The following is a 21,676-nucleotide window of genomic DNA, read 5'->3' as shown; positions in this document are numbered from 1 at the left end:
TAAGCTTAAAGTCGGGAAAATCCGACAAAAGTCACTAAATCGCGTTAAAGTCGGCTTTTGAAGCGGCAATTGTCGGTACGGACTCGCCTGCGACGCCAAGCAGCTCGTATACGCGAATCGGCTGCGATTTGCCTTTGAACATGCGGTCCTCTCCGTCGTCGAATCTGAAATAGGCGGCCGTCTTGGCGTATACGGCGTCCGACACCATGATCTGGCCGGGCTTCGTCTGCGATTCGATCCGCGCCGCGATGTTCACGTTGTCCCCGATCGCCGTATAGTCCACGCGAAGATAGGAGCCGATATTGCCGACGACGACGGTGCCGGTATGAATGCCGATGCCCACGTTTACCTCGCAGCCGTATTTTTCCCGGATCGCCCGCCTGATCTCCTTCATGCCTTGTTGAATCTCGTAGGCCGTCTTTACCGCGAGCCGTTCATGGTCCTCGACGTCGAGCGGCGCATTGAACAGGATCATGGCCGCGTCCCCGATGAACTTGTCGATCGTGCCCCGGTTGGAGAGCGTTGTCTCGGTGATCATATTGAACATCGTGTTCAGCGTGTCGACCAACTCGGGCGGCGTGAGCTTCTCGGACAACGGCGTGAAGCCCCGGATGTCCAGGAACAATACGGTGATCGTCTTCGAGTCGCCGCCGAGCTTGATGTCGATATCCTGAGAGACGATCTGCTTGACCAGATCGGGCGATATGTAACGGCCGAATTGGCGCGTGACAAAATGCTTTTGCGCGCTTTCCAGATACGATTTGAGCGACACGTTGGTCAGGTAGGCAAGCGTGACGGCCAGGATGGTGTCCGAGACGCCGATCTGTATCTTGTAGGCGCTGTACGCAAGCATCTGGCCGTAGACCAGGCCTGACGCCGCCGCGAGGTACAGCAGGATCGAGTAGATGTTTTTGAGGCGCCACGGCAGCAATATAAATAGAAGGAACAGCGCGAGTCCGCCCAGCCAGATCGTCCACGCCGGCGCATAATCGACCGCAGTGCCGCTAAGCAGCTGGTTCACGATGTTGGCGTGCACATAGACAAGCTGCATTTTCTTTTCGATCGGCGTCGTCCCGCTGTCCTGCCCCGAATCGTCGGACAGGCCGACGGCCGTGAAGCCGACCAGCACGACCGAATCTTTGAAGACGCTCGGATCGATCTCTCCGTTCAGCACCCGACTGAACGAAACGGTCGTGACGTCCTCCGTGTTCAGCATGTAGTCGATCGTGATCGTGTTTTTGGCGACCGCATTGTTCTTTTCGAAAATTTTGCCCGGATCCGTCATCTTGTCGTAAGCGGACAGGTCCGCGCCGGCCATCCCCGCAGCCATATAGGCGAGCGACGGATAGACCGCGCCGTTCGCGTCCTGGATCTTCAGCCAGGTCTGGCGAATGACGCCGTCGGGACTGGCGACCCGGTTGATGTTCGCCAGCTTGGCATGCTCCGCGAATTGCGGCAGCGGACCGTCGATGCGATAAGCTTTCAGCAACGCGTCCGGCCTGGCTACGGTCTCGCCGAATACGTCGCCCTCCGTCTGTCCGATGACGGGCAAAATGACATTGTCGTAAGCCGCGAGCGCGTCCGCGAAGGCTTGATCGCTGTCCGCGTTCGTCTCTTCGTTAAACGTAATATCGAAGCCGATCGCCTTCGGTTCGCTGCCCGGCTGATTCAGCATGTCAAGAAAGGGCGCATAGACCGCCCGGTCCCATGGAAACCGGCCCAGCTCGGCCAACGAATCGTTATCGATCGCCACGACGACGACATCCTTGGGCGGCTTGCCCGCGGCCTGCTTCATATTGTAGTCGTAAAGCATGTTGTCGAGACGGCCTAACCAGCGCTCGTTGTGCGCGAAAAATAAGGCAATCAACAGCAAAACGTTCATCGCGATGGCCAATCTTTTAATCTTTTCTCTCACGGGTTCCCCTGCCCTTTTCCGTTCGTTCGACATTCCATAGCTAGTATACTTGAATCCGGGAAAAGTTTGTTCAAATTTTGTCAAAAAAGGTCGCAAAAAAACCTTCCCTTGCCAAGCGGCGGTCGGGAAGGCTGATGTTGTCGATCCGCGAACGGAATCGAGCGCAATTACATATTAAAGGGCTCGTCGGCGATCTGGATGGAATCCGTCGGGCAGCCGTCCGATGCGTCCTGAAGATCGTCGTACAACTCCTCGGGAATCTCTGTCGTGCCGCGGTTGGCGTCGCCCTTATAGATGACCTCCGCAAGACCCTCGTCGTCGTAATCGTAAATATCCGGGGCTGTGGCGCCGCAAGCGCCGCAAGCGATACAAGTGTCCTTATCGACATACGTAAATTTAGCCATATTATGATAAGCCTCCTAAAAAAGTCAATCCCGCCTGCCATATGCGGAAACGTTCGATTGTTTAAATCCAAATATAATACAAAAGACCGCGACTTTCAAATAAAAATAAGGAATACCGGGCTATAGCCTTGGCTTATAGCAACGCTATTGGCCGTCTTCCTTCTCCCGCAAAAAGTCGGTCTGCAGCGACGTTCCGCGTATCTTTTTGTTGCGGATCAAAGCCGACGGATCGTTGGTCAGCATGCCTGCAGTGAGCACCGCGCTCTCGCCGAATTTATCCCGCAGCCGGTCGAGCACGGAGACGAGCTCCGCCTTGCGCGGCGCCTCCTCGTATTCGAAAAGATCGAGCTGGACGGGCGTCTCCGTCTTTGGAGACAGGCTCTGAAGCGTGATGCCGAGCAGCCGGACCGGCTCCCCTTCTCGCCAGTTCGCATCCATAAGCTTGCAAGCGACCTTGTAAACGTCATCGGCGCTCTCGGTCGGCACGTCGACCGTATGAGAACGCGTAATCGTCTTCATGTCGGGATCGCGGATCGTGATTTGCACGGCCCTGCACATCATGCCTTCGCGCCTGAGCCGGCGAGCGGTCTGGTCGGCCAGATTCAGCAGAACGCGTCGGAACTCCTCCCGCTTGGTCAGATCGGCCGGAAGCGTCGTCGTGTGACCGACGGACTTGGCCGCTTCGCGCACTGGTTCGACCGTCGAATCGTCCTGCCCGTGCGCGGCCCGCTTCATCCAGGAGCCATAGACGCCGAATTTGTCCTTCAGCAGCTTCTCGTCCGCGGCGGCCAGCTCGCCGATCGTACGGATGTTCATCCTTAATAGCTTCTCCGCCGTTTTGCCGCCGATTCCATACAACGTTTGGCAGGGCTTGCCCCACAACAGCTTGGGCACGTCCCGCCGCCGCAAGACGGTGACCGCGTCGGGCTTGCGCATATCGGAGCCCATCTTCGCAAGCAGCTTGTTCGGTCCGATGCCGATGGAGCACGGCAGCCCAAGCTCCTCCTTTACCCTGCGGCGGATCGCTTCGGCGATCTCGATCGCGGTGCCGAACTGGGAGCTGCCTGTAATGTCAAGGAAGCACTCGTCGATCGATACCGACTCGATCTGGGGCGTGTAGGCGCCCGCAATGCGCCGGAAGCCCCGGGAATAATGCCTGTAGAGATCGAAGTCCGGCGAGATCAGGATCAGCTCGGGACATACCCGTTCAGCCTGTCTGACCGTCATTCCCGTCTTGACGCCTCTAGCCCTCGCTTCGTAGGAGCTCGTAACGACAATCCCTTTGCGCAGCTCCACGCTGCCGGCGACGGCAGTCGGCTTTCCTTTATAAAGTTCGGGTTGTACAGCGGCATGGACGGAGCAATAAAAAGCGTTCATGTCCATATGCAATATGATCCTGCCGCGCTTCTCGCGAACCCCGCCATCCATTTCGCTCATTCTCCTCGTGCTTTTTTCGGCTTTCTTCATTATAATACTTGAAGCCTCTGCGGTCACTCCGCGGCCATGCGACAACCGGTCTCAACGGCATTCCTCCCTCTACAATTGGGACATCGCATGTTATAATAATTAGAATATTCGCCGACTGGCTATTTACGTTCTTGGGAGGTACCCTCATCCATGACCCAATCCATCAGCATTTTCGATACGACGCTTCGCGACGGCACCCAGGGGGAAGGCATCAGCCTTACAGCCGAGGACAAGCTCAAGATCGCCCTGAAGCTCGACGCGCTGGGCATTCATTATATTGAAGGCGGCAACCCTGGCAGTAATAGCAAAGACATCGAATTTTTCAAGCGCGCCCGCGAGCTGAATCTCCGCGCGAAGCTGACCGCGTTCGGCAGCACGCGCCGCAAGAACAGCTCCTGCGAGCAGGACGGCAATCTGCGCAATCTGATCGAATCCGGCGCGAAGGCGGCGACGCTGGTCGGGAAGACCTGGGACTTCCACGTCCATACGGCACTGCAGACGACGCTCGAGGAGAACCTGGCGATGATCGGCGAATCGATCGCGTTCCTGAAGCGTCACGGGCTCGAAGCCGTTTTCGATTCGGAGCATTTCTTCGACGGCTACAAGGCGAATCCCGAATACGCATTGGCCGCGCTGACGCGCGCCCGCGAAGCCGGCGCCGACTGGATCGTGCTGTGCGACACGAACGGCGGGACGCTGCCGAGCGAGATCTCGGAGATCGTGTCGAGCGTGACGGCTCAAGTCAACGCGCCGATCGGCATCCATACGCACAATGACTGCGAACTCGCCGTGGCCAACACCTTGGCTGCCGTTGCCGCAGGCGCGCGCCAGATTCAAGGGACGATCAACGGCTACGGCGAGCGCTGCGGCAACGCCAACCTTTGTTCCATCATCCCGACCCTTCAGCTCAAGCTGGGATATCCGGTCGTATCCGAGGAGCAGCTTCGCTCCCTCACGTCCGTAGCGCGCTATGTCGGCGAGATCGCCAACGTCATGCTTCCGGTCAACCAGCCTTATGTCGGCACGGCAGCATTCGCGCATAAGGGCGGCATCCACGTATCTGCGATTATGAAGGATTCCAAGACCTACGAGCATATCGCGCCCGAGCTTGTCGGCAACAAGCAGCGCGTACTCGTCTCCGAGCTTGCCGGACAGAGCAACATCTTGTCCAAAGCCCAGGAGATGGGACTCGACGTTACGACGGACAGCGCCAAAGCAAAAGGCGTAATCGATAAAATCAAGCAGCTCGAGCACGAAGGCTATCAATTCGAGGGTGCCGACGCGTCCCTGGAGCTGCTGCTTCGGGAGGCCTATACCGATATCGTCGATGTGTTCTCCGTCGAATCGTTCAAGATTCTCGTCGAAAAATCCAAAGCAGGCACGCAAACCGAAGCGATTGTCAAGCTGAACGTAGGCGGACAGCAAGTATACACGGCCGCCGAGGGCAACGGCCCGGTCAACGCGCTGGACAACGCGCTGCGCAAGGCGCTCTCCCAGTACTTCCCGGGCATTAAGGAGATCCATCTGTCCGACTACAAGGTCCGCGTGCTGGACGAAAAAGAAACGACCGCCGCGAAGGTCCGCGTGCTCATCGAATCGTCCGACTTCAAGGACAGCTGGAGCACCGTCGGCGTCTCCTCCAACGTCATCGAAGCTAGCTGGGAAGCGCTCATCGACAGCATCCGCTACGCGCTGCTCGGCATGACGCAGAGCGACTTCTCCCCCGAAGCGCCGCGAGAGACGCTGGGCCTCGTGAACCACTGATATTGCACGATTAGGGATGAGGCGGCGTGTACGCCTCATCCCTTTTTTCAATCTGCAAAAACGCCTCGCCTGCCCTTAGAATTATAGCGCAAGAGGCCGCAACTTCATCAGCAACAAACGAAATAAAAACCGCCCTTCCATAAGTTTGAGATGTTGCGCACCATTTACGGAAGAACGGTTCTTATATGCATTTCGTATCGCATGCGATTGCAGCTCGCAGCAGCGTTATCCGCACTAAGCCGCGTCCTTCATCGCCGCGTCAATCATCGTTCTCCATTCCTTCAGGCTCTTGGCTCCTTCGATCCGCTGCCTAACGACGCCTTGACGATCCACGATAAAGCTGATCGGGTACGAGAACACTTTATATTCGTCTCCTACCTTGCCGTCTTTGTCCATCAGCACGGGGAACGAAATCGCCTTTTCTTTGACGAAATCCTTCGCGCCTCTCACCGTATCGTATTTGGTCGCATTGACGCCGTACAGCTCGATCTTCCCCTTGTACTCCTCGTAGAGCTTGACCAGGTCCGGCGCTTCGACATCGCAAGGCCCGCACCACGACGCCCAAAAGTTGATAACCAGCACCTTGTCCCGGGGCGTCTTCGGGTCAACCTCATAAGTCGTACTTTCGTCCAGGGAGGACAGCTTTAACGAAGGGGCTAACGACCCTACGGTCGGTGCCTCCTTCTTTGGCGAACCGCCGTCCACAGACACGGAAGCGCCGCTGCCGGCCTCACGCGTGCCTTTGTCGTTTCCGGCCAGATTATAGACCAGCACGCCGGCGATCGCAACGATAAAAATGACAATAATAATAACGTTACGCTTCAATTCCTTCTCCTCGCTTTGCCAAGATCGCTCCCTCCATCTTACCGGATTCAGAGGCTTCGTGCCATCCCTTTAACCTGTGCCGTTGCAACGGTCCTCTCGGTCACGCATACTAAATACATGGCACCCGGAGAAAGGCTGAGTCTGAAATGATGCCGAAAGCGGTTCATATGACCGAGACGCTGCTGCACACACTTGTAGACGGATGCCGCCAAACGCTTCCGCTCGAAGCCTGCGGCATTTTACTCGGAGCTTCCCAAGAGACAATGATTGCGGTATCGGACATCCTCTTCATCCCCAATGCCGCCGCCGATCCCGCATACACATTCGCCTTCGAGCCGAGCGCGTGGATCGAAGCCGTATATGCAGCGCAAAAAAGCCGACAAAAGGTCGTCGGCTTTTTCCACTCCCACCCGGCCGGTCCGCCGCTGCCGAGCGATCGCGATCTTCGCGGATGGGACGGCTTCGGATGTCACTTGATCGTCAGCTTGCAGCCTTCGGCAGAGACCCTCGCATATGAGCAAAATGACGAAGGCACATGGACCCCAATCCGCCTGTGCATTCGTTAATGTCTGCTGAGATAGGCGTACAAATCGCCAAGAGACGACACCTGCTTGGCCTGTATCAACGCCAAGAACGCAAACCATAGCTTGGCCGTCATCAACGAGTCGTGGAGCGCATGATGACGATAGGTGATCTCGATACCGTAGGATTCGAGAAGTTCGTCCAGGCCGTAGCTTTTGCGCCGCGGCTCCAGCCACTTGGCGACCATCATCGTGTCGACGACACGATGGGAAAGATTGACCTTGGACGTCTTCCACAGCGCGGCGTTCAGAAATTGCTTGTCGTGACCGCTGCCGTGGGCGATGAGCACCCGCTTCCCTATGAAGTCGAGGAAGTCGTGGAGACCTTGCATCAGATCAGGGGCATCCTGCGCCATTGCGTCCGTGATTCCGGTTAACTCGGTAATGTGCGGCGGAATTTTCCTTCGCGGATTAACAAGGCGGTAGAACGGCTCGGCGGCCTCAAGCTCGCCTCCCTTGATCAAGACCCCTCCAATGGAGAGAATCTCGTCGCCGTTGTACGGATTGAAGCCGGTCGTCTCCAGATCGAATACGACCGCCTCCATTTCCGACAAAGGCGTATCCAGCGCCGATTCCTTGCGCTGGTCGCGCGACAATTGCCGGATGAATGCCATCTGCTGCGCATTGGAAGAACCCAGCATCGAAGCGATCGCCGGCGTGATGCCGCCCGTCTTGTATAAATGCCACATGCGGCCCATTGGACTTTTGGGCTCCTTCATGCCATTCACCTCCCGCCGAAGCGGCGTTGCATCTCCTTCTCCAAGTGGCGCTGCAGCCGCCTGCTGATCCGCAGCGCCTTCTTGAGCGGAGCTTTCTCTTCCTTTTCTAAAAGCGCAGATCTGAGCTTGCCGCTGCCCGCCCATTGTCCGCTGTCATCCCGATCCGATGCAAGCAGCCGAAGACGCAGGAAAACCTCGAACGCCCAAGCCGCTTCATCGGCCGTTTCACCGCTTATCGCTCCGATCTCCCGAAGCGACTGAATGCGGCCGAGCGTGCTGGTCGCCGGAATATCGGCACGCATGGCGAGCAAGCGAAATATATTGACCATCGGAATATAAGCGCCGTACTTAATATCCAAACTTCCTGCGTTTTCCCCGTAGTTCTCCACGAAAAGCTGACCGAACACACCGATCAGCACTTTATGCCTTAGCGTATTTTCAAGCATACGCCTCGCGATGTCGGCATGAGACATCATGTCACCGATATAACGGCCCTTCCATCTGCGTCCGAGCTCGACATCGCCCGCCAAAAGACGCGCATCGGCAAGGATTAGCAAATATCGAACGTGTTCCCAGCTTGGTTCTGCGAACCATCGATCGACCTTTTCCTCCCAAGCCGAGATAGGAAGGCACCATTCGGGATTCGAGACGATGACGTTGCCTTCGCAGGGCGGATAGCCGATCTCGAATAACGAAGCGACAATTCGGGACCCAAGCGCACTGAAGTAAGACGCGGCAAGCTCGGCATCTTCGGAGTTTTCGCAATCGCCGTAGACCAGGCCGCTGTCTTGGTCGCTCGCGAGCGTCTGCTCCCCTCTTCCGCCGCTGCCGAACAAGAAATAGGCATACGGCACGGGCGGGGCGACTAGCCCCATCCGTGCCGTATCTTGCTCCGCCAAAGTCAATACCCGGCGGATTAAAGCGTCGTGCAGCTCGTTCAGCGCTTCGACGACCGGGACCACCCGTAGCTCTTCGTGCAGGAGCGCGCTGACGCGCTCCTGCACCTCCTCCCGGATCATCCGCAATTGTTGCAGCGTGCCCGCGCCGTTAATTTCTTGCAACCGCTGTGCCAAGTCCATCCGGTACAATGCGGTCCTACCTCCTGTCGGGACGCCGATGCTAAAGTTGTTGAAGCTGTCGATCAGAGTGCGGTCGAATTGGTGCCTGCGCGCTTCAGCGCTTCCGGGTAACCATAGGTGCCGTGCTCGCTCAGGTCCAGACCGATGATCTCTTGCTCTTCGGTGACGCGCAGACCGCTCACTTGCTTAATAACCCACAGTACGATAAACGATGCCGCGAAAGCGAAGGCGCCGCATACGACGACGGAGAGGAATTGTACCCACAGCTGTTCGCCGCCGCCGCCATAGAACAGACCTGCCTTGCCGACGCCGACTTGATCGACGAGCTTTTGGGTTGCGAACAATCCGTTGGCTAGCGTGCCCCAGACGCCTGCTGCGCCGTGTACGGACATCGCGGAGATCGGATCGTCGATGCGCATTTTTTCAAAAAATTGAGCACTCACGAATACAAGCACGCCCGCAATGAGACCGATGACCACTGCCGCCCAAGGTTCGACGAATGCGCACGAAGCGGTGATGGCGACCAGACCGCCGAGCGCGCCGTTCAACATCGACGGAATGTCGGCCTTCCCCTTCACGAGCCAGGAGATCAGCAGCGCGGATACCGCGCCGCCCGCTGCGCCGAGTTGGGTCGTGAACGCAACGTATCCGAAGAAGCCTTCGCCTACGGACACCGCGCTGCCTGCGTTAAAGCCGAACCAGCCGACCCACAGAAGCAAAACGGACAAGGATGTGAATACTTGGTTGTGACCGAGAATTTCGTTCGCGGAGCCATCTTTGTTGAACTTGCCGATCCGCGGTTTGAGCAGAATGGTCGCTGCGAGAGCGGCCATCGCACCGGTCAAGTGAACGACGGTGGAACCCGCATAATCCTGTGCGCCGTCCGCAGCCAACCAGCCGCCGCCCCAGATCCAGTGCGCGATGATCGGATAAATGACTGCTGCGAAAACGATCGTAAAGATGAGATAGACGGACAGCTTGGCGCGCTCCGCGAAGCCGCCCCATGCGATCGAGAGCGACACGGCCGCGAACGCCAGCTGGAAAATGAAGAAGATCGTCGACGGATAGGAATCGCCTTCGCCTGCCACAATCGACGGATCGAAGAAGAAATTGCCGATGCCCATGAACTTGTTCAAACTCTCGCTTGCATCGCCGCCGAACGTGATACCGTACCCTACCGCCCAGTATATCAGAGAAGCCAGGCCTACCGTAAAAATGGTTTTGCCTGCCACGTGGCCGGCATTCTTCATGCGGGTGGAGCCGGTCTCGAGCAGGATAAAGCCGCCTTGCATGAGCAAAACCAGAACGGCAGCAACCAAGATCCAAAGTGCATTAAGTCCCATATTCAGCGTCGCTGCAGACGGATCACCGTCCGCCGCAAATGCCATCGTAGGAAATAACAGCAACAATGCGCCTAGACCAAGCAAACTTTTCTTCAACAATACGACCACTCCCCGACATGTAATGTTTCATAACATTTTAAGAAAGCCTTAATGTCATTATAGTTAGAGGATTACGATTTGACAATAAGAAATTCGAATAAAAGTTCGGAATATCCTTAAAATATCTGACATAAAACCTCAAATAGAAGCAGAATGTTAAGGATTACACGAATTTCTCGCTACTCATGCGTGTCGTAGTGCGTTTATAACCTGACATCACAGGTTTTGTTGACAGTTCATAAAAAGCTTGGATCTTTTAATAAGATGTTATTATTTCTGTCAGAGCGAATTCTCCGTAAGCAGACCTGCATAAATTCGTCACAAGCATAACGTTTGACTGTACGGTTTGGGATTGGGTATGATAAGCGCATAAGGATCTTAAGGAAGGGGATAAGCTCATGCGACACGGAGCCGCGGAACCGCCTCGCCATTTGTACCGGATCGGAGAACTGTCCCGATTATCGGGCGTCAGCCCGCGAACCATCGATTATTACACCGGCCTCGGCCTTCTCTCCGCCGCCAAGCGCTCGGACGGCAATTATCGCCTATATAATGATGAAACGCTTGAACGAATAAAACGTATTGAACAATTGAAGGCTCAAAAGTACTCCCTCGAAGAAATCAAGGAGATGTTTACCGCTTTAAGCCGCGTATCGCCCAGCGAACAGGTGAATCGCAAGATTGCCGACCTGTCGAGCCACCTCTCCCAACTGGAGCGGGAAGTGAAGGAGCTCGAACCGGTGCTCGAGCAGTTGAAGCCGGGTCAAGCCAAACGCTTATTCAAGACGATCACGCCGCAGACGGCCGCGGTCATCGAAGCGCTCCTTCTTCTTCTGAACAAGGGAAATTTTATGTAGCCTCTCGTTCGTACACTTAATAGGAAAATACGTCACGGAGGTAGATGCATATGAACGCCAACTGGATGTACGTCTTGATCATTCCCGCATTTCTACTGTCTCTCTGGGCGCAGTTCCGCGTGAAGGGCACCTTCAATAAATGGTCCGAGGTTCGCACGTCGACCGGCTTGACCGGTTACGAGGCGGCACGCCGGATGCTCGACCGCAACGGCCTTCACGACGTGCCGATCGAACCGGTGCAGGGCACGCTTTCCGACCATTACGACCCCGTGCATCGCGTCGTAAGGCTGTCAGAGCCGGTATATTACGAAAGCTCTATCGCCGCAGTGTCCGTCGCCTGCCACGAGGTCGGCCATGCCATCCAGCATCAGCAGCATTATCCGGCGCTTGTGCTGCGTCACCGGATGTTCCCGATCGTACGCTTCGCATCGGGCCTCGCGCCGTTCCTGTTCATCGCAGGTATCATCTTTGCCGCTACGAACCTGATCGGGTTGGGCGTTATCTTCTTCTCCGCCGCAGTCGCTTTCCAACTGGTGACGCTGCCTGTCGAATTTAATGCCAGTAACCGCGCACGCCAAGTGATGGTTGCCGAAGGCTTCATCGCCAGGGACGAAGAACGCGGCGTCGGCAAGGTACTGAATGCGGCAGCTTTAACTTATGTAGCCGCCGCCCTCATGTCGCTGCTCGAGCTGATTCGCCTCGTTCTGATCTATACGAGCAGCCGCGACTGATAATGCAGGCCAATTGTACAGCAGTAGACGCAAAAGAAAGGACCGGGCGCAAGCCCGGTCCTTTCTTTTGCGTCTATGCTCAAACAGGTTTGTAATGCCCGTTAAAATAATCCACCAAAAAATGGTGAAACAGCTTCACCACAGCCTGTGGCTTTTCTCCAGCCCGCCTGATAAGACCGATCGTACGGGTTACATGAGGCTCGCGAACCTTCACGACAGCCGGCATCATCGTTCCAGTCTGGTAGATCGCCATCTCCGGCAGCAGGCTCACGCCCATCCCCGCTGCGACCAACCCGCGTATCGTATCCGTCTCCTCTCCCTCGAAGCCGATTGTAGGCACAAACCCGGCCAGCCGGCAAGCGTCCCACACAAGCGGCCGCAGGGAATACCCGTTGCTGAACAAAACGAACGTATCGTCTTTCAATTCGGCCAGATGAATCGACTCTTCACCAGCGAGCGGATGACTCGGCGGCAGAATCGCAAACAGATCTTCAGTGAGAACGACTTCGCCAGTAACCTGTTCATGGCGCTCGGGGAACGGGGAAATGAACGCCAGGTCGATCTCTCCCTCTACAATGTCGCGAATCAAAGAAGGGTACATTCCTTGGCGAAACCTGAACTTGACGCCTGGATGCAATTTGCGAAAGCAGGCGATCACTTGCGGAATGAGCTGCGTGCCCAGACTGTGCGGAAACCCCAGCCTGATCTCGCCGAGCTCCGGATCCATGAACTCGTGGATTTCGTTCACTGCACGATCCAGATCCTGCAGCACGCTCTGCACCCGCTTCAGAAAAAGCTGCCCCACCGGAGTCAACTGCACATTGCGCCCCCGCTGCATAAACAGCCTAACGCCAAGCTCCTCTTCCAGTCGGTGAATCTGTCGGCTCACCGCGGACTGCGCCACGTGAAGCTCCTCTGACGCCTTGGTTACATGCTGAAGGCGCGCCACCTGGATAAAGTATTGCAATTGCCTAAGCTCCACGACTAGAGCCCCTTCCCTCTTCCTTATCGATTCAAAAATCGGCTGCCCATCAAAGCGTACAGAACAAAACCCGACAGCAATCCGCCCACATGGGCCCAGTAACCGATGCCAGGGATAATAAAGGACATGACGAGCCCGATCACAAGGATGCCCAGAATCGTAGATCTGGAACCTTGGTCAAGCGCAAAACGTTGGAACATCACCATGAACAAATAGGCGCCGTACAAGGCGTAAATGGATGTCGACGCTCCGACCGCGATCCACTCCGGTCCCGATAAGGCTGCTGCGAACACATTGCCGAGCACGCCGGAGATTAAATAAAAGAACGCATATCTCCAATGTCCGAACAGTCTCTCAAGCGGCGCCGCGAACACGAAAATCGCAAACATGTTCATTGCAAGATGGGCAAGACCGGCATGCAAAAAAAGCGATGTAATGAATCGCCAATTCTGGTCGTAGCCCGGAAAACTCGTAAGTGCGCCGTATTTAACCAACGTATCTCCTCGCGTAGGATCGCCGTTGAACAGCATGATCACGAACATGACCAGATTCGCAGCAATGATCGCCGAATTGACGGGGTACAGCCGGAGGTATTGCTTCAAGCTCTCGTAACGAATAAAAATCAAAGACCATCGCTCCTTTGTCTGGCTGCAATTCGTCATTGGACAACGGCAATTCCGACATTTATAATGGGTTACGTCAAGTCCATTCGCTGAAGGAGGCCCTACATTCCATGAGTCAAGAACGGAATCAAGCAGCAACGTTCAAAGGCAATCCCATCACGCTGATCGGTCCCGAGCTCCAAGCCGGCGATCAAGCGCCTGACTTTCAACTGAGCAAAAGTCTCGTCGAGACGGTCTCCCTCAAGGATTACGCAGGGAAAATCAAACTGATCAGCGTCGTTCCTTCGATCGACACCGGCGTATGCGACGCCCAGACGAGAAGATTTAACGAAGAAGCGGCGAAGCTCGGCGAGCAAGTGCAAGTGCTTACCGTCAGCGCAGATCTCCCCTTCGCACAAGCCCGCTGGTGCGGCGCCGCAGGCATCGATCGCGTCGTCCTGCTGTCGGATTACAAGGACAACAGCTTCGGGAAAGCCTATGGCGTCCTGATTAAGGAATTCGCCCTCGACATGCGTTCGATCTTCGTGCTGGACGCCAGCGACAAAATCATCTATGTCGAAGTGCTTAAAGAAATGACCGAGCACCCGGACTACGAAGCAGCCGTGGCCGCCGTTCGCGAACTGCTCTAATACGGAAGCGATCGACTTCATACGACATGCAGAAGCGAGGCAAGGCCCAAGCCTATACCTCGCTTCTTTGCGTCGAGATCTATGTTTGAAATCTCAATTTTTGTAATTGGATAGCTTCTTGTCCAGAACGCCGTAAATCTCCTGGATAACGCGGTAATTCGCGCCAAGATCGCCGAGCGACCCACGGGAAGCGGAGTAAATATCAACAGCAGAGTTGCCGAACCCCGTACCCACGATCTGTACGGTAATATCCATCGTGCGTCCGGCCATCGTCCGCTTTTCAAGCACAAGCTCTCCGATATTTGGTACCTCATGAAGCACTTTATAACCCTGCATTTTCTTCAGGACGGAAGCCACTTCCTCGAACGCCCTGTCCTTTGATAATCGGTAGTAATGGGATTTCAGCTTCGGATCCTTCGCCTTGTCGCCAGTGTGTTCTTGGCTGCGTATTAATCCGACGAGTACTCTCTTCAGCAAATTCCACTCTCTCCCTCCGGGTGACCTACGCTAAAGCTAATCATACCATGCCCGTCCCGGGGTTTAAAGCCAAATAACGGAAAACCCGCCTTTGCCGTCCGACGCGCTTGTTTCTGAACCCGCTCTCGCAGGTGGGTGCCCGCAGCGCTGCATGCTGACTACCCTTTTCGGGGGCGTGTCATCCGCAGGGCGATATAGAGCTCCCTAGGAAACAGCATTGGTTCAAAACATGTGTCGCCGTAACGTGCAAGGCAGGATTGATACCCATTATATACAGGCTGCCCAGAAAAGTAAACGTCAACACGCCTGTTGGTTTCATTACCCAGCCGGGACCGCTTGTCCGGAGCTAAACCTTGGGCATGTCCTCATCACGGGTAGGCGATTCCTCGATCGGAAGCGGATCCTCTTCTTTGTTCGCCATCGCCTGCATTTTTTGAATGGTCAGGTAGAAGTTGTAGAAGGCGAACACTGCGATAAGGCTGCCCATGAAAAACGGAATCAAAAACGTAAACTTGAAGAGGCTGATATAGATAATCACACCACTTCCGATCGCGGTGGAGAGCGAACGCAACGGTTTGCCAATGGTGAGTACGACGGCATTTTTGAGCAGTTGGAACGTCTTCATATGAAAATGCGACAGCAGCGAGAAAAACTGGAACAGGGATACGAACAGCAGTACCATCAGCGCAAGAAACAAAATCGACAGCACGCCGAGATTTTCGAACTTGCTCAAGTAAACTCGATAATCGACGATCAAGATGAAAAACAGCAGCGAATACAGCAAACCGCCGAGCATCGCCTGCTTATAGTTTTGCTTATAGCTGCGAAAAAAGGTCTTGAGCAACGGCACATCGGTATCCCCCATCACCCATTTACGGGCGACCGAGAACATAGCCGACGTCGAAGGAAACCAAGTAAACGGCATCAGTACGGCCATTGGAATAAAAACAGAGACCAGCTCGTCCGTTGTAGACGCTCTCAAAGCGCCAAACGCAATGATCCAAACAGGAAGCGAGGTCAGCACCCATAGCACATTTGTAACGGACAGGCGCATGATCCATTCGGAAATCTTGTAGAACCCGCCCATCATGCCGCGCATTTCCATGAGAAACGCCTCCTGATATACGGCAAGGTGCGCATGCGGATCGCACCGCCCGCGCACCTCGCCCTTCAAATAAATCGGGTGTTAGATATTAACGAAATCCTCGCTGCGGCTGCCGCGCGAATCTTCGCGGCGTCCGCCGCCTTGACGGCCGCCGTCGCGGTAGCTGTCTTCGCGGCGGGAATCGCCGCTGTAAGGCTTACGATTGCCGTAGCTGCTGCTGCTGCCGCTGCTGCGGCCGCCTTGGCCGCCGCCATAACCGCCGCCGCTGCCGCCTCTATAGCCACCGCCGCTGCTGCTGCCGCCTCTGTAGCCGCCGCCGCTTTGTCCGCCGCTGCCATAACCGCTGCGACGCTGACCGCCGTAACCGCCGCCGCTGCCGCCGCGATCGCCAAACTTGCGCTTCTTCGATCGAATCGGATCTTCCGGCGTGAGTTCAACCGCCACGTCGTTCTTGTCGCCGGCCAGCAACTTGATGGCTGCGGACAATAATTCGACCGAATCGTGACGCTCGAGCAGCTCGGTCGCGATGCCCTTGAAGGAATCGAGATCCGCGTCCTCCGCGCTCACGGCTTCGATCAAGCGGTCGGCGATGACGCGTTGTTTGCCTTCAACAGCTTCTGCTACGGTCGGCAGCGCCTTCTTCGCGATACGGAAGCGCGTGACGCGCTCGATGAAGTGCAGGTGTTCCATCTCGCGATACGTAACGAACGACCAAGACGTGCCTTCCTTGCCGGCACGGCCGGTACGGCCGATTCGGTGCGTATAGCTCTCCGGATCCTGCGGCAGGTCGAAGTTAATGACGTGAGTGACGCCGGAAACGTCGAGACCGCGCGCCGCGACATCAGTCGCGACCAGAACAGCGATGCTGCCGTCGCGGAACTTGCGCATGACCGCGTCGCGCTGGTTCTGCGACAGGTCGCCGTGGAGCCCGTCGGCCGCGTATCCGCGCTTCATCAGCGCTTCGGACAGCTCGGCAACACGGCGCTTGGTGCGGCCGAAAACGATCGCGAGTTCCGGCGGTTCCATGTCGAGAAGGCGGCACAATGCGTCAAACTTCATGCGCTCTTGCACTTCGACATAAAACTGCTGGATGGAGCTGGCCGTCGTAGACGTCTTCGGAATGACCGAGATATGTTCGGGCGTGCGAAGGAATTGCTGAGCCAGCCTCTGGATGTTAGCGGGCATCGTGGCGGAGAAGAGCAGTGTCTGGCGCTCGGCCGGTACAAGGCTCAGAATCGATTGAATATCTTCCATGAAGCCCATGTCGAGCATTTCGTCGGCTTCGTCAAGAACGACTGTCTGAACGTCCTCCAGCTTGATCGTCTTGCGGTTGATATGGTCAAGCAAACGGCCCGGCGTGCCGATAATAATTTGTGGTTTGCGTCTCAGGCCGCGAATCTGGCGTCCGATATCCTGACCGCCGTAGATCGCGAGGGAGCGAAGCCCCTTGAAACGGCCGAGCTTTTCGATCTCTTCGGCCACCTGAATAGCGAGCTCGCGAGTCGGCGTCATGACGAGCGTCACGATGCGGTCTTCGGAAGCTTGGATCTTGCTGACCAGCGGAATGCCGAAGGCGGCCGTCTTGCCCGTCCCCGTCTGCGCCTGGCCGATCATGTCGCGGCCGCTAAGGGCGACAGGGATCGCCTGGCTCTGAATCGGCGTAGCGTCTTCGTATCCGAGCTGGGAAATTGCTTGCAGGACATCACTTTCTAAACCAAAATCCGTAAATTTACTCAAATTAGTTTCATACTCCTTCTGTTATGGGGCCATCAACTAACGGTGCCGGTCCATCAACTAACGGCTCTGCCAAAAAAATATACAGATCATTATAACACAAAACGGCCTTCAAATTCCAGCTATCGACCTAAAGGCCAAGCTCTCCGGCAGGCCGTCCGTTTGCAAGCGCTGCATTTGCTCCAACCATCGTCCCACGCCAACGGCAACAGAAATGCGGATCCTTATTTTATCGCGAAATTCCCGATCTCAAGCAGGCGGGCGAAGTGGCAAAAATAGCCGTCGTTACAGCGCCTATAGGATCCACGGCAAAAGCATACCATTAGATCATACCACTATATGCAGGCGATGGCGAACCGTTGACACATTAATCCAGACGCTTCCTGCAGAACGCTCGGTATTTAGTTCTCCGGTCCTCTTCTCATATATTTAAAATTCTACAAATTACCTCTGTATCCACTGTTTGAACTCGTTTATAATCGGGTTACAGTTGGGAAGAGCAAGCGAGGAGAGAGTGAAATGAGTGTGCTATTGACGCTGCTGCTGCTTCTCCAATCGGCGTGGGGACATCCGCAGCAAAAACCGGAAAACGCAAACAGTTTGAGCAGCTTGTGGCAAGTGGCATGGAGCAATTTGGGAAAGTCGCAATCGAACGGCGGCACTGTTACGACGCCGGCGACAACGCCGGTAAACGGCGAACCAAGCGGAGGAGAAACCGACAAACCTCCTAAGGATCCGCAGCCCGATGCACCCAAGGTAAAGGGCGTATACGTCACGGCCTACAGTGCCGGCGGCGAGCGAATGGCGACTTTGCTCGATCTGCTCGACAAAACGGCGTTAAACGCCATGGTCATCGACATTAAGGACGACCTGGGGTACATCACGTACAAGACCGATAACCCCGAATTGCAAAAGCTCGGCACGCCGATGCGATTCATCAAGGATATCGGCGCTCTGATGGACACACTTAAGAAACACGAGGTGTATCCGATCGCCCGGATCGTTGTCTTCAAAGACTCGGTGCTGGCGAAAAAGCATCCCGAGCTGTCGTTCGTAACGGCGAACGGAAGCGTCTGGCAGAACGGGAAAAAAGACAGCTTTGTCAATCCGTACCGAAAAGAAGTGTGGGACTACAATATCGCCGTCGCCAAAGAAGCCGCCAAACTTGGCTTCAAGGAAATCCAGTTCGATTACGTGCGATTCCCGGAAGGCTTCGAGAAAAAGGCGGACAGTCTCAAGTTCACGAAATCGGACGAATCCCGCACGGACGTCGTATCCGGCTTCGTCGAGTATGCCAAAGAACAGCTGGAACCGCTCGGGGTTCGCGTATCGGTCGATATTTTCGGCTATGCGGCCTCCGTGCCGGCCGCCGATGGCATCGGCCAAGATTTCGGCAAGATCTCGTCCCACGTAGACGTCATCAGCCCGATGATCTATCCGAGCCATTACAGTACCGGCTGGTTCAAGCAGACCGATCCCGACAAAGCGCCGTACGCCACGATCAAAGGCGCGATGGTCGATACGCACAAAAAGCTCGATCCGCTCGCGGACGCCAAGCCCGTCATTCGCCCCTGGATTCAGGACTTCACGGCCAGCTGGCTCGGGAGCGGACATTACATCAAGTACGGAGCAACGGAAGTGCAAGCGCAGATCAAAGCCCTGCACGAGAGCGGCGTAGACGAGTATCTTCTGTGGAACGCGACCAATCGCTATACGTCGGGCGTACAATACTAGGTTTTATCGTTAGGCGCGTTTACCGCCATTCTAAACTACAATAAAAGACCCTTCTGGCCGGGCACGGCCAAAAGGGTCTTTTTATGCTTTCCGTTTTATTGCGCGAGCCGGATCGCCAGATTATACAAGTCCATGTCGAACGATTTCTTCGTGGAAACGACGGTATCGATATCGGTCGTCACGAGTTGGCCCTTCACGATGCCGCACCCCTTGGCCGAATCGCCTGCTTCAAGCCGTTCGACCGCAAAGTCGCCGAGCCGGCTGGCCAGGATCCGGTCGTTGTGCGTCGGGGATCCGCCGCGCTGAATGTGGCCGAGGACCGTCACGCGAGGTTCGATGCCGCTGTGTTCGGTGATCTGGCGAGCGATCTCGTCGCCGCCGCACACGCCTTCCGCGACGATGACGATACTATGGCGCTTGCCGTTCTGAAAGTTCTCCCGCATGCGCTGAGAGATCTCCCGAATGTCGAAAGGCACCTCCGGCACGAGAATCGATTCGGCGCCGCTGGCAAGACCGGCATACAGGGCGATGTCGCCGCAGTGACGGCCCATGACCTCGACGACCGACGAACGCTCATGCGAGGTCATCGTGTCACGCAGCTTGTTGATCGCATCTACGACGATGCTGGTCGCCGTATCGAAGCCGATCGTGACGTCGGTGAACGGAATGTCGTTGTCGATCGTACCCGGCAGCCCCATCGTCTTGATGCCTAGCTTGCTCAGCTTGTTGGCGCCTTGGTAGGAGCCATCGCCGCCGATAACGACCAGGCCGTCGATCCCGTGCTTGCGCAGCACGTCTGCGCCGCGCTGCTGGCCTTCCGGCGTCAGGAATTCCTTGCAGCGAGCCGTCTGCAAAATCGTACCGCCGCGCTGGATGATATCGCCAACGCTGCGAAGGTCCATTTGGCGCAGATCTTCGTTTAGAAGTCCCTGGTATCCGCGCTGAACGCCGTACACTTCAAGTCCCCGGAACAGCGCGCTGCGGACGACGGCCCGCACGGCCGCATTCATCCCCTGAGAATCTCCACCGCTCGTTAATACTGCGATTTTTTGAACTGCTCCCATCGTCTTCTACCCCTTTGCTGTTACATCGCTTTGCGTATGAGATGGCTGTTGAGCCAGAAAAACAACCGCGTCCAAGGACTGCCCTTCATCAATTGCTTCGCTGTCTGCCGCACGCGGCCCTGGCCCTTGACCTTCGGATCGGACAAGTACAGCGCGACCAGACCTTCCACGATCATCCGGTGAAAGCGTGACGCGGGCAATCGGTCCGCCGAGGCGCGCGCGCTTCTGACCATGCGCAGCAGGCGCTCGTTCAATTGCTGCTGATCGTCGTAATAGCTGCAAAAATTAAGATCGCCGCCTTGCTCGTCCTCCGCCTGATCGATGAGATAGTCGAGCAAAATATGAAGGCCGTTGATCGATGGAAAATAGCTCTCCGCGATCTCGCGCCCCATGCCCGGCGACTGTTCTTCTTCGCTGGCGGCGAGGAACAGCATGAACATCCCCAGCGTAGAGCCGGTAGCGGCTGCGAACTCGTTCCAGAGAAGGCCCGGATGGCGAGATTCGTGGAGCTCCCACCAAGTCAGCAGCGCCTCTTCCCTCCGGTCGTGCGCAATATGCTTGTACACCTGCAGATCGCCGTACAAGGAGACGAGCTCTCTCACATGCGCTTGCACCGAACCGTAAGCCGGTAATGATGCCGTGCATGTCTGGCAGCGCTCCACGAGCGCTGCCAGATAACCGCCGTCGTCCTGTTCCCTGCGCAGCGCGTAATAATTGCGAATCGGCGCTCCTGGCGTCACGGCGTCCAGCATGCTCTCGTGCAGCAGCCTGAAGTCCGCCGGGTCGAGCGAAGTGCTCCTGTCGCATAAATTGTCCAAGTAATCGCTGATCGTCTGCAGCGCGACGATGAGAGGAATGAGCACGTCCCTCTTGCCGAGATTCGCCGCTGCGTATACGGCCCCGCCCTGACAGTGAAACTTCTTGGAGGCGATGCTGGCGAGCGCTTGCTTGCGCAGTTCCGGATCGGGTATGCCATTCGCCCGGTCCTTCCAACCGTCCAACGCGATTTTCACTTCGGGCAGGATATACCTGTAAACGCGGACCATCAGCGAGATCGGGCCGCGCGGAGACGTCCGCGCCAGCCATCGTTCATCCCTCACGCGGTACCTCCATGCATCCTCGCGGTCCGTTAACCGTGCCGCTTGATGTTTTCTTCTTCAAGATCCTGCTGCGTGCGATACCAAATCTGCAAGTCGTGAATAACGCTTGCGGCTTCGGCGATCTCTGCGTTAAGCGAGCAGCAGCGGACGAAGTCTTCTTCTTCGAACAACTCGGCGAGCAGGCACCTTATCTGGGCTTCCCGCGCCATAATCGTATCCGGTATGCGTCCCCGGATCAGCTCCCAACGCTCGACGATACCTGCCCGTTCGAGGACGTTCATCTCCTCCCACGGCATATCGAAACGCGGCAGCGGGATTCCGAGCCGGCCGTCCAGCGCAAATTGGGCTTCCAACCATGCCTCGTATGCCGACACTTGAATCACCACATTCAGCCTGCCTTGCATCATTTAATAATTTATCATTTCGCATGGGGTAAATCCAGTG

21 protein-coding genes and 1 other RNA gene are annotated in these 21,676 nt (G+C 56.1%); 6 read left to right on the top strand and 16 right to left on the bottom strand.

Translation table 11 applies throughout. The features are described 5' to 3' along the window. Positions 1–34: 34 nt before the first annotated feature. The 3 genes from KB449_RS08185 to KB449_RS08175 form a co-directional block, all read right to left on the bottom strand. A complete protein-coding gene (locus KB449_RS08185; RefSeq protein WP_282907904.1) occupies positions 35–1,915 on the bottom strand; it encodes a CHASE2 domain-containing protein in 1,881 nt (626 codons plus the stop codon). 167 nt (positions 1,916–2,082) lie between these two features. Further along, a complete protein-coding gene (locus KB449_RS08180) occupies positions 2,083–2,319 on the bottom strand; it encodes a ferredoxin (protein WP_090115658.1) in 237 nt (78 codons plus the stop codon). Positions 2,320–2,463: 144 nt separating this feature from the next. Further along, positions 2,464–3,747 (bottom strand): DNA polymerase IV, encoded by a 1,284-nt coding sequence (locus KB449_RS08175; RefSeq protein ID WP_282907903.1) that lies wholly within the window; start codon positions 3,745–3,747, stop codon positions 2,464–2,466. A 189-nt stretch (positions 3,748–3,936) separates the two neighbouring features. On the opposite strand from KB449_RS08175, the gene cimA reads away from it, so the two are divergent. After that, complete coding sequence (gene cimA / locus KB449_RS08170) at positions 3,937–5,550, top strand: citramalate synthase (RefSeq protein ID WP_282907902.1); 1,614 nt, start codon at positions 3,937–3,939, stop codon at positions 5,548–5,550. 234 nt (positions 5,551–5,784) lie between these two features. Here cimA and KB449_RS08165 read toward each other — a convergent pair whose 3' ends face one another. Continuing rightward, a complete protein-coding gene (locus KB449_RS08165) occupies positions 5,785–6,375 on the bottom strand; it encodes a TlpA family protein disulfide reductase (protein ID WP_282907901.1) in 591 nt (196 codons plus the stop codon). 146 nt (positions 6,376–6,521) lie between these two features. Here KB449_RS08165 and KB449_RS08160 point away from each other — a divergent pair, with 146 nt between their 5' ends. Next, positions 6,522–6,941, top strand: a complete 420-nt coding sequence (locus KB449_RS08160) for a M67 family metallopeptidase (RefSeq protein WP_282907900.1) — start codon at positions 6,522–6,524, stop codon at positions 6,939–6,941. On the opposite strand, the gene KB449_RS08155 is transcribed toward KB449_RS08160, so the two are convergent. From KB449_RS08155 to KB449_RS08145, 3 genes are all read right to left on the bottom strand, one after another. After that, positions 6,938–7,675 (bottom strand): exonuclease domain-containing protein, encoded by a 738-nt coding sequence (locus KB449_RS08155; protein ID WP_282907899.1) that lies wholly within the window; start codon positions 7,673–7,675, stop codon positions 6,938–6,940. The genes KB449_RS08160 and KB449_RS08155 overlap by 4 nt on opposite strands. Positions 7,676–7,680: 5 nt before the next feature. Beyond that, on the bottom strand, positions 7,681–8,754 hold the full coding sequence (locus tag KB449_RS08150) for a DUF294 nucleotidyltransferase-like domain-containing protein (protein ID WP_282912762.1): 1,074 nt from the start codon (positions 8,752–8,754) through the stop codon (positions 7,681–7,683). 62 nt (positions 8,755–8,816) lie between these two features. Continuing rightward, positions 8,817–10,196 carry an ammonium transporter gene (locus KB449_RS08145; protein ID WP_434082491.1) on the bottom strand — a complete coding sequence of 460 codons (1,380 nt, stop codon included), beginning with the start codon at positions 10,194–10,196 and terminating at the stop codon, positions 8,817–8,819. 398 nt (positions 10,197–10,594) lie between these two features. Between KB449_RS08145 and KB449_RS08140 the strand changes: the two genes are divergently transcribed. Further along, on the top strand, positions 10,595–11,053 hold the full coding sequence (locus tag KB449_RS08140; RefSeq protein ID WP_282907898.1) for a MerR family transcriptional regulator: 459 nt from the start codon (positions 10,595–10,597) through the stop codon (positions 11,051–11,053). Positions 11,054–11,103: 50 nt separating this feature from the next. Continuing rightward, positions 11,104–11,784, top strand: a complete 681-nt coding sequence (locus KB449_RS08135) for a zinc metallopeptidase (RefSeq protein WP_090115650.1) — start codon at positions 11,104–11,106, stop codon at positions 11,782–11,784. 79 nt (positions 11,785–11,863) lie between these two features. Here the strand turns inward: KB449_RS08135 and gltC are convergent, their stop codons facing one another. Together gltC and KB449_RS08125 are read right to left on the bottom strand one after the other, a co-directional pair. Continuing rightward, positions 11,864–12,766 (bottom strand): glutamate biosynthesis transcriptional regulator GltC, encoded by a 903-nt coding sequence (gltC, locus tag KB449_RS08130; protein WP_282907897.1) that lies wholly within the window; start codon positions 12,764–12,766, stop codon positions 11,864–11,866. A 23-nt stretch (positions 12,767–12,789) separates the two neighbouring features. Beyond that, a complete protein-coding gene (locus KB449_RS08125) occupies positions 12,790–13,392 on the bottom strand; it encodes a rhomboid family intramembrane serine protease (RefSeq protein WP_282907896.1) in 603 nt (200 codons plus the stop codon). A gap of 107 nt (positions 13,393–13,499) precedes the next feature. On the opposite strand from KB449_RS08125, the gene tpx reads away from it, so the two are divergent. After that, on the top strand, positions 13,500–14,018 hold the full coding sequence (tpx, locus tag KB449_RS08120) for a thiol peroxidase (protein WP_282907895.1): 519 nt from the start codon (positions 13,500–13,502) through the stop codon (positions 14,016–14,018). 93 nt (positions 14,019–14,111) lie between these two features. On the opposite strand, the gene KB449_RS08115 is transcribed toward tpx, so the two are convergent. From KB449_RS08115 to cshA, 4 genes are all read right to left on the bottom strand, one after another. Then, on the bottom strand, positions 14,112–14,495 hold the full coding sequence (locus KB449_RS08115; protein WP_282907894.1) for a DUF1499 domain-containing protein: 384 nt from the start codon (positions 14,493–14,495) through the stop codon (positions 14,112–14,114). 78 nt (positions 14,496–14,573) lie between these two features. Next, a non-coding RNA gene (ssrS, locus tag KB449_RS08110) (6S RNA) lies at positions 14,574–14,756 on the bottom strand. An 85-nt stretch (positions 14,757–14,841) separates the two neighbouring features. Next, complete coding sequence (locus KB449_RS08105) at positions 14,842–15,600, bottom strand: YesL family protein (RefSeq protein ID WP_282907893.1); 759 nt, start codon at positions 15,598–15,600, stop codon at positions 14,842–14,844. Between the two features lie 81 nt (positions 15,601–15,681). Continuing rightward, complete coding sequence (gene cshA / locus KB449_RS08100; RefSeq protein ID WP_282907892.1) at positions 15,682–17,337, bottom strand: degradosome RNA helicase CshA; 1,656 nt, start codon at positions 17,335–17,337, stop codon at positions 15,682–15,684. A gap of 516 nt (positions 17,338–17,853) precedes the next feature. Between cshA and KB449_RS08095 the strand changes: the two genes are divergently transcribed. Then, entirely contained in the window at positions 17,854–19,068 is a 1,215-nt protein-coding gene (locus KB449_RS08095; protein WP_282907891.1) for a putative glycoside hydrolase, read from the top strand. A gap of 95 nt (positions 19,069–19,163) precedes the next feature. Here KB449_RS08095 and pfkA read toward each other — a convergent pair whose 3' ends face one another. From pfkA to KB449_RS08080, 3 genes are all read right to left on the bottom strand, one after another. After that, complete coding sequence (pfkA, locus tag KB449_RS08090) at positions 19,164–20,132, bottom strand: 6-phosphofructokinase (RefSeq protein ID WP_282907890.1); 969 nt, start codon at positions 20,130–20,132, stop codon at positions 19,164–19,166. Between the two features lie 20 nt (positions 20,133–20,152). Continuing rightward, positions 20,153–21,178: a tetraprenyl-beta-curcumene synthase family protein gene (locus tag KB449_RS08085; RefSeq protein ID WP_282912760.1), complete on the bottom strand. Its 1,026-nt coding sequence runs from the start codon at positions 21,176–21,178 to the stop codon at positions 20,153–20,155. Between the two features lie 83 nt (positions 21,179–21,261). Beyond that, the gene (locus tag KB449_RS08080) at positions 21,262–21,585 is read right to left on the bottom strand and encodes a hypothetical protein (protein ID WP_282907889.1); all 324 of its coding nucleotides are present in this window, start codon (positions 21,583–21,585) and stop codon (positions 21,262–21,264) included. Positions 21,586–21,676: the final 91 nt, after the last annotated feature.

This window comes from Cohnella hashimotonis (assembly GCF_030014955.1).
In the GTDB taxonomy this organism is placed as follows: domain Bacteria; phylum Bacillota; class Bacilli; order Paenibacillales; family Paenibacillaceae; genus Cohnella; species Cohnella hashimotonis.
The sequence above is the reverse complement of the archived record's forward strand: the minus strand, read 5'-3'. Positions and strand labels throughout refer to the sequence as shown.

Bases quoted from the DNA above. Each gene is read 5' to 3' on its own strand.
- KB449_RS08180 (WP_090115658.1), bottom strand. From the start codon at position 2,319: ATGGCTAAATTTACGTATGTCGATAAGGACACTTGTATCGCTTGCGGC.
- KB449_RS08175 (WP_282907903.1), bottom strand. From the start codon at position 3,747: ATGGATGGCGGGGTTCGCGAGAAGCGCGGCAGGATCATATTGCATATG.
- cimA (WP_282907902.1), top strand. From the start codon at position 3,937: ATGACCCAATCCATCAGCATTTTCGATACGACGCTTCGCGACGGCACC.
- KB449_RS08160 (WP_282907900.1), top strand. From the start codon at position 6,522: ATGATGCCGAAAGCGGTTCATATGACCGAGACGCTGCTGCACACACTT.
- KB449_RS08155 (WP_282907899.1), bottom strand. From the start codon at position 7,675: ATGAAGGAGCCCAAAAGTCCAATGGGCCGCATGTGGCATTTATACAAG.
- KB449_RS08150 (WP_282912762.1), bottom strand. From the start codon at position 8,754: ATGGACTTGGCACAGCGGTTGCAAGAAATTAACGGCGCGGGCACGCTG.
- KB449_RS08140 (WP_282907898.1), top strand. From the start codon at position 10,595: ATGCGACACGGAGCCGCGGAACCGCCTCGCCATTTGTACCGGATCGGA.
- KB449_RS08135 (WP_090115650.1), top strand. From the start codon at position 11,104: ATGAACGCCAACTGGATGTACGTCTTGATCATTCCCGCATTTCTACTG.
- tpx (WP_282907895.1), top strand. From the start codon at position 13,500: ATGAGTCAAGAACGGAATCAAGCAGCAACGTTCAAAGGCAATCCCATC.
- KB449_RS08105 (WP_282907893.1), bottom strand. From the start codon at position 15,600: ATGGAAATGCGCGGCATGATGGGCGGGTTCTACAAGATTTCCGAATGG.
- KB449_RS08095 (WP_282907891.1), top strand. From the start codon at position 17,854: ATGAGTGTGCTATTGACGCTGCTGCTGCTTCTCCAATCGGCGTGGGGA.
- pfkA (WP_282907890.1), bottom strand. From the start codon at position 20,132: ATGGGAGCAGTTCAAAAAATCGCAGTATTAACGAGCGGTGGAGATTCT.
- KB449_RS08085 (WP_282912760.1), bottom strand. From the start codon at position 21,178: ATGGTCCGCGTTTACAGGTATATCCTGCCCGAAGTGAAAATCGCGTTG.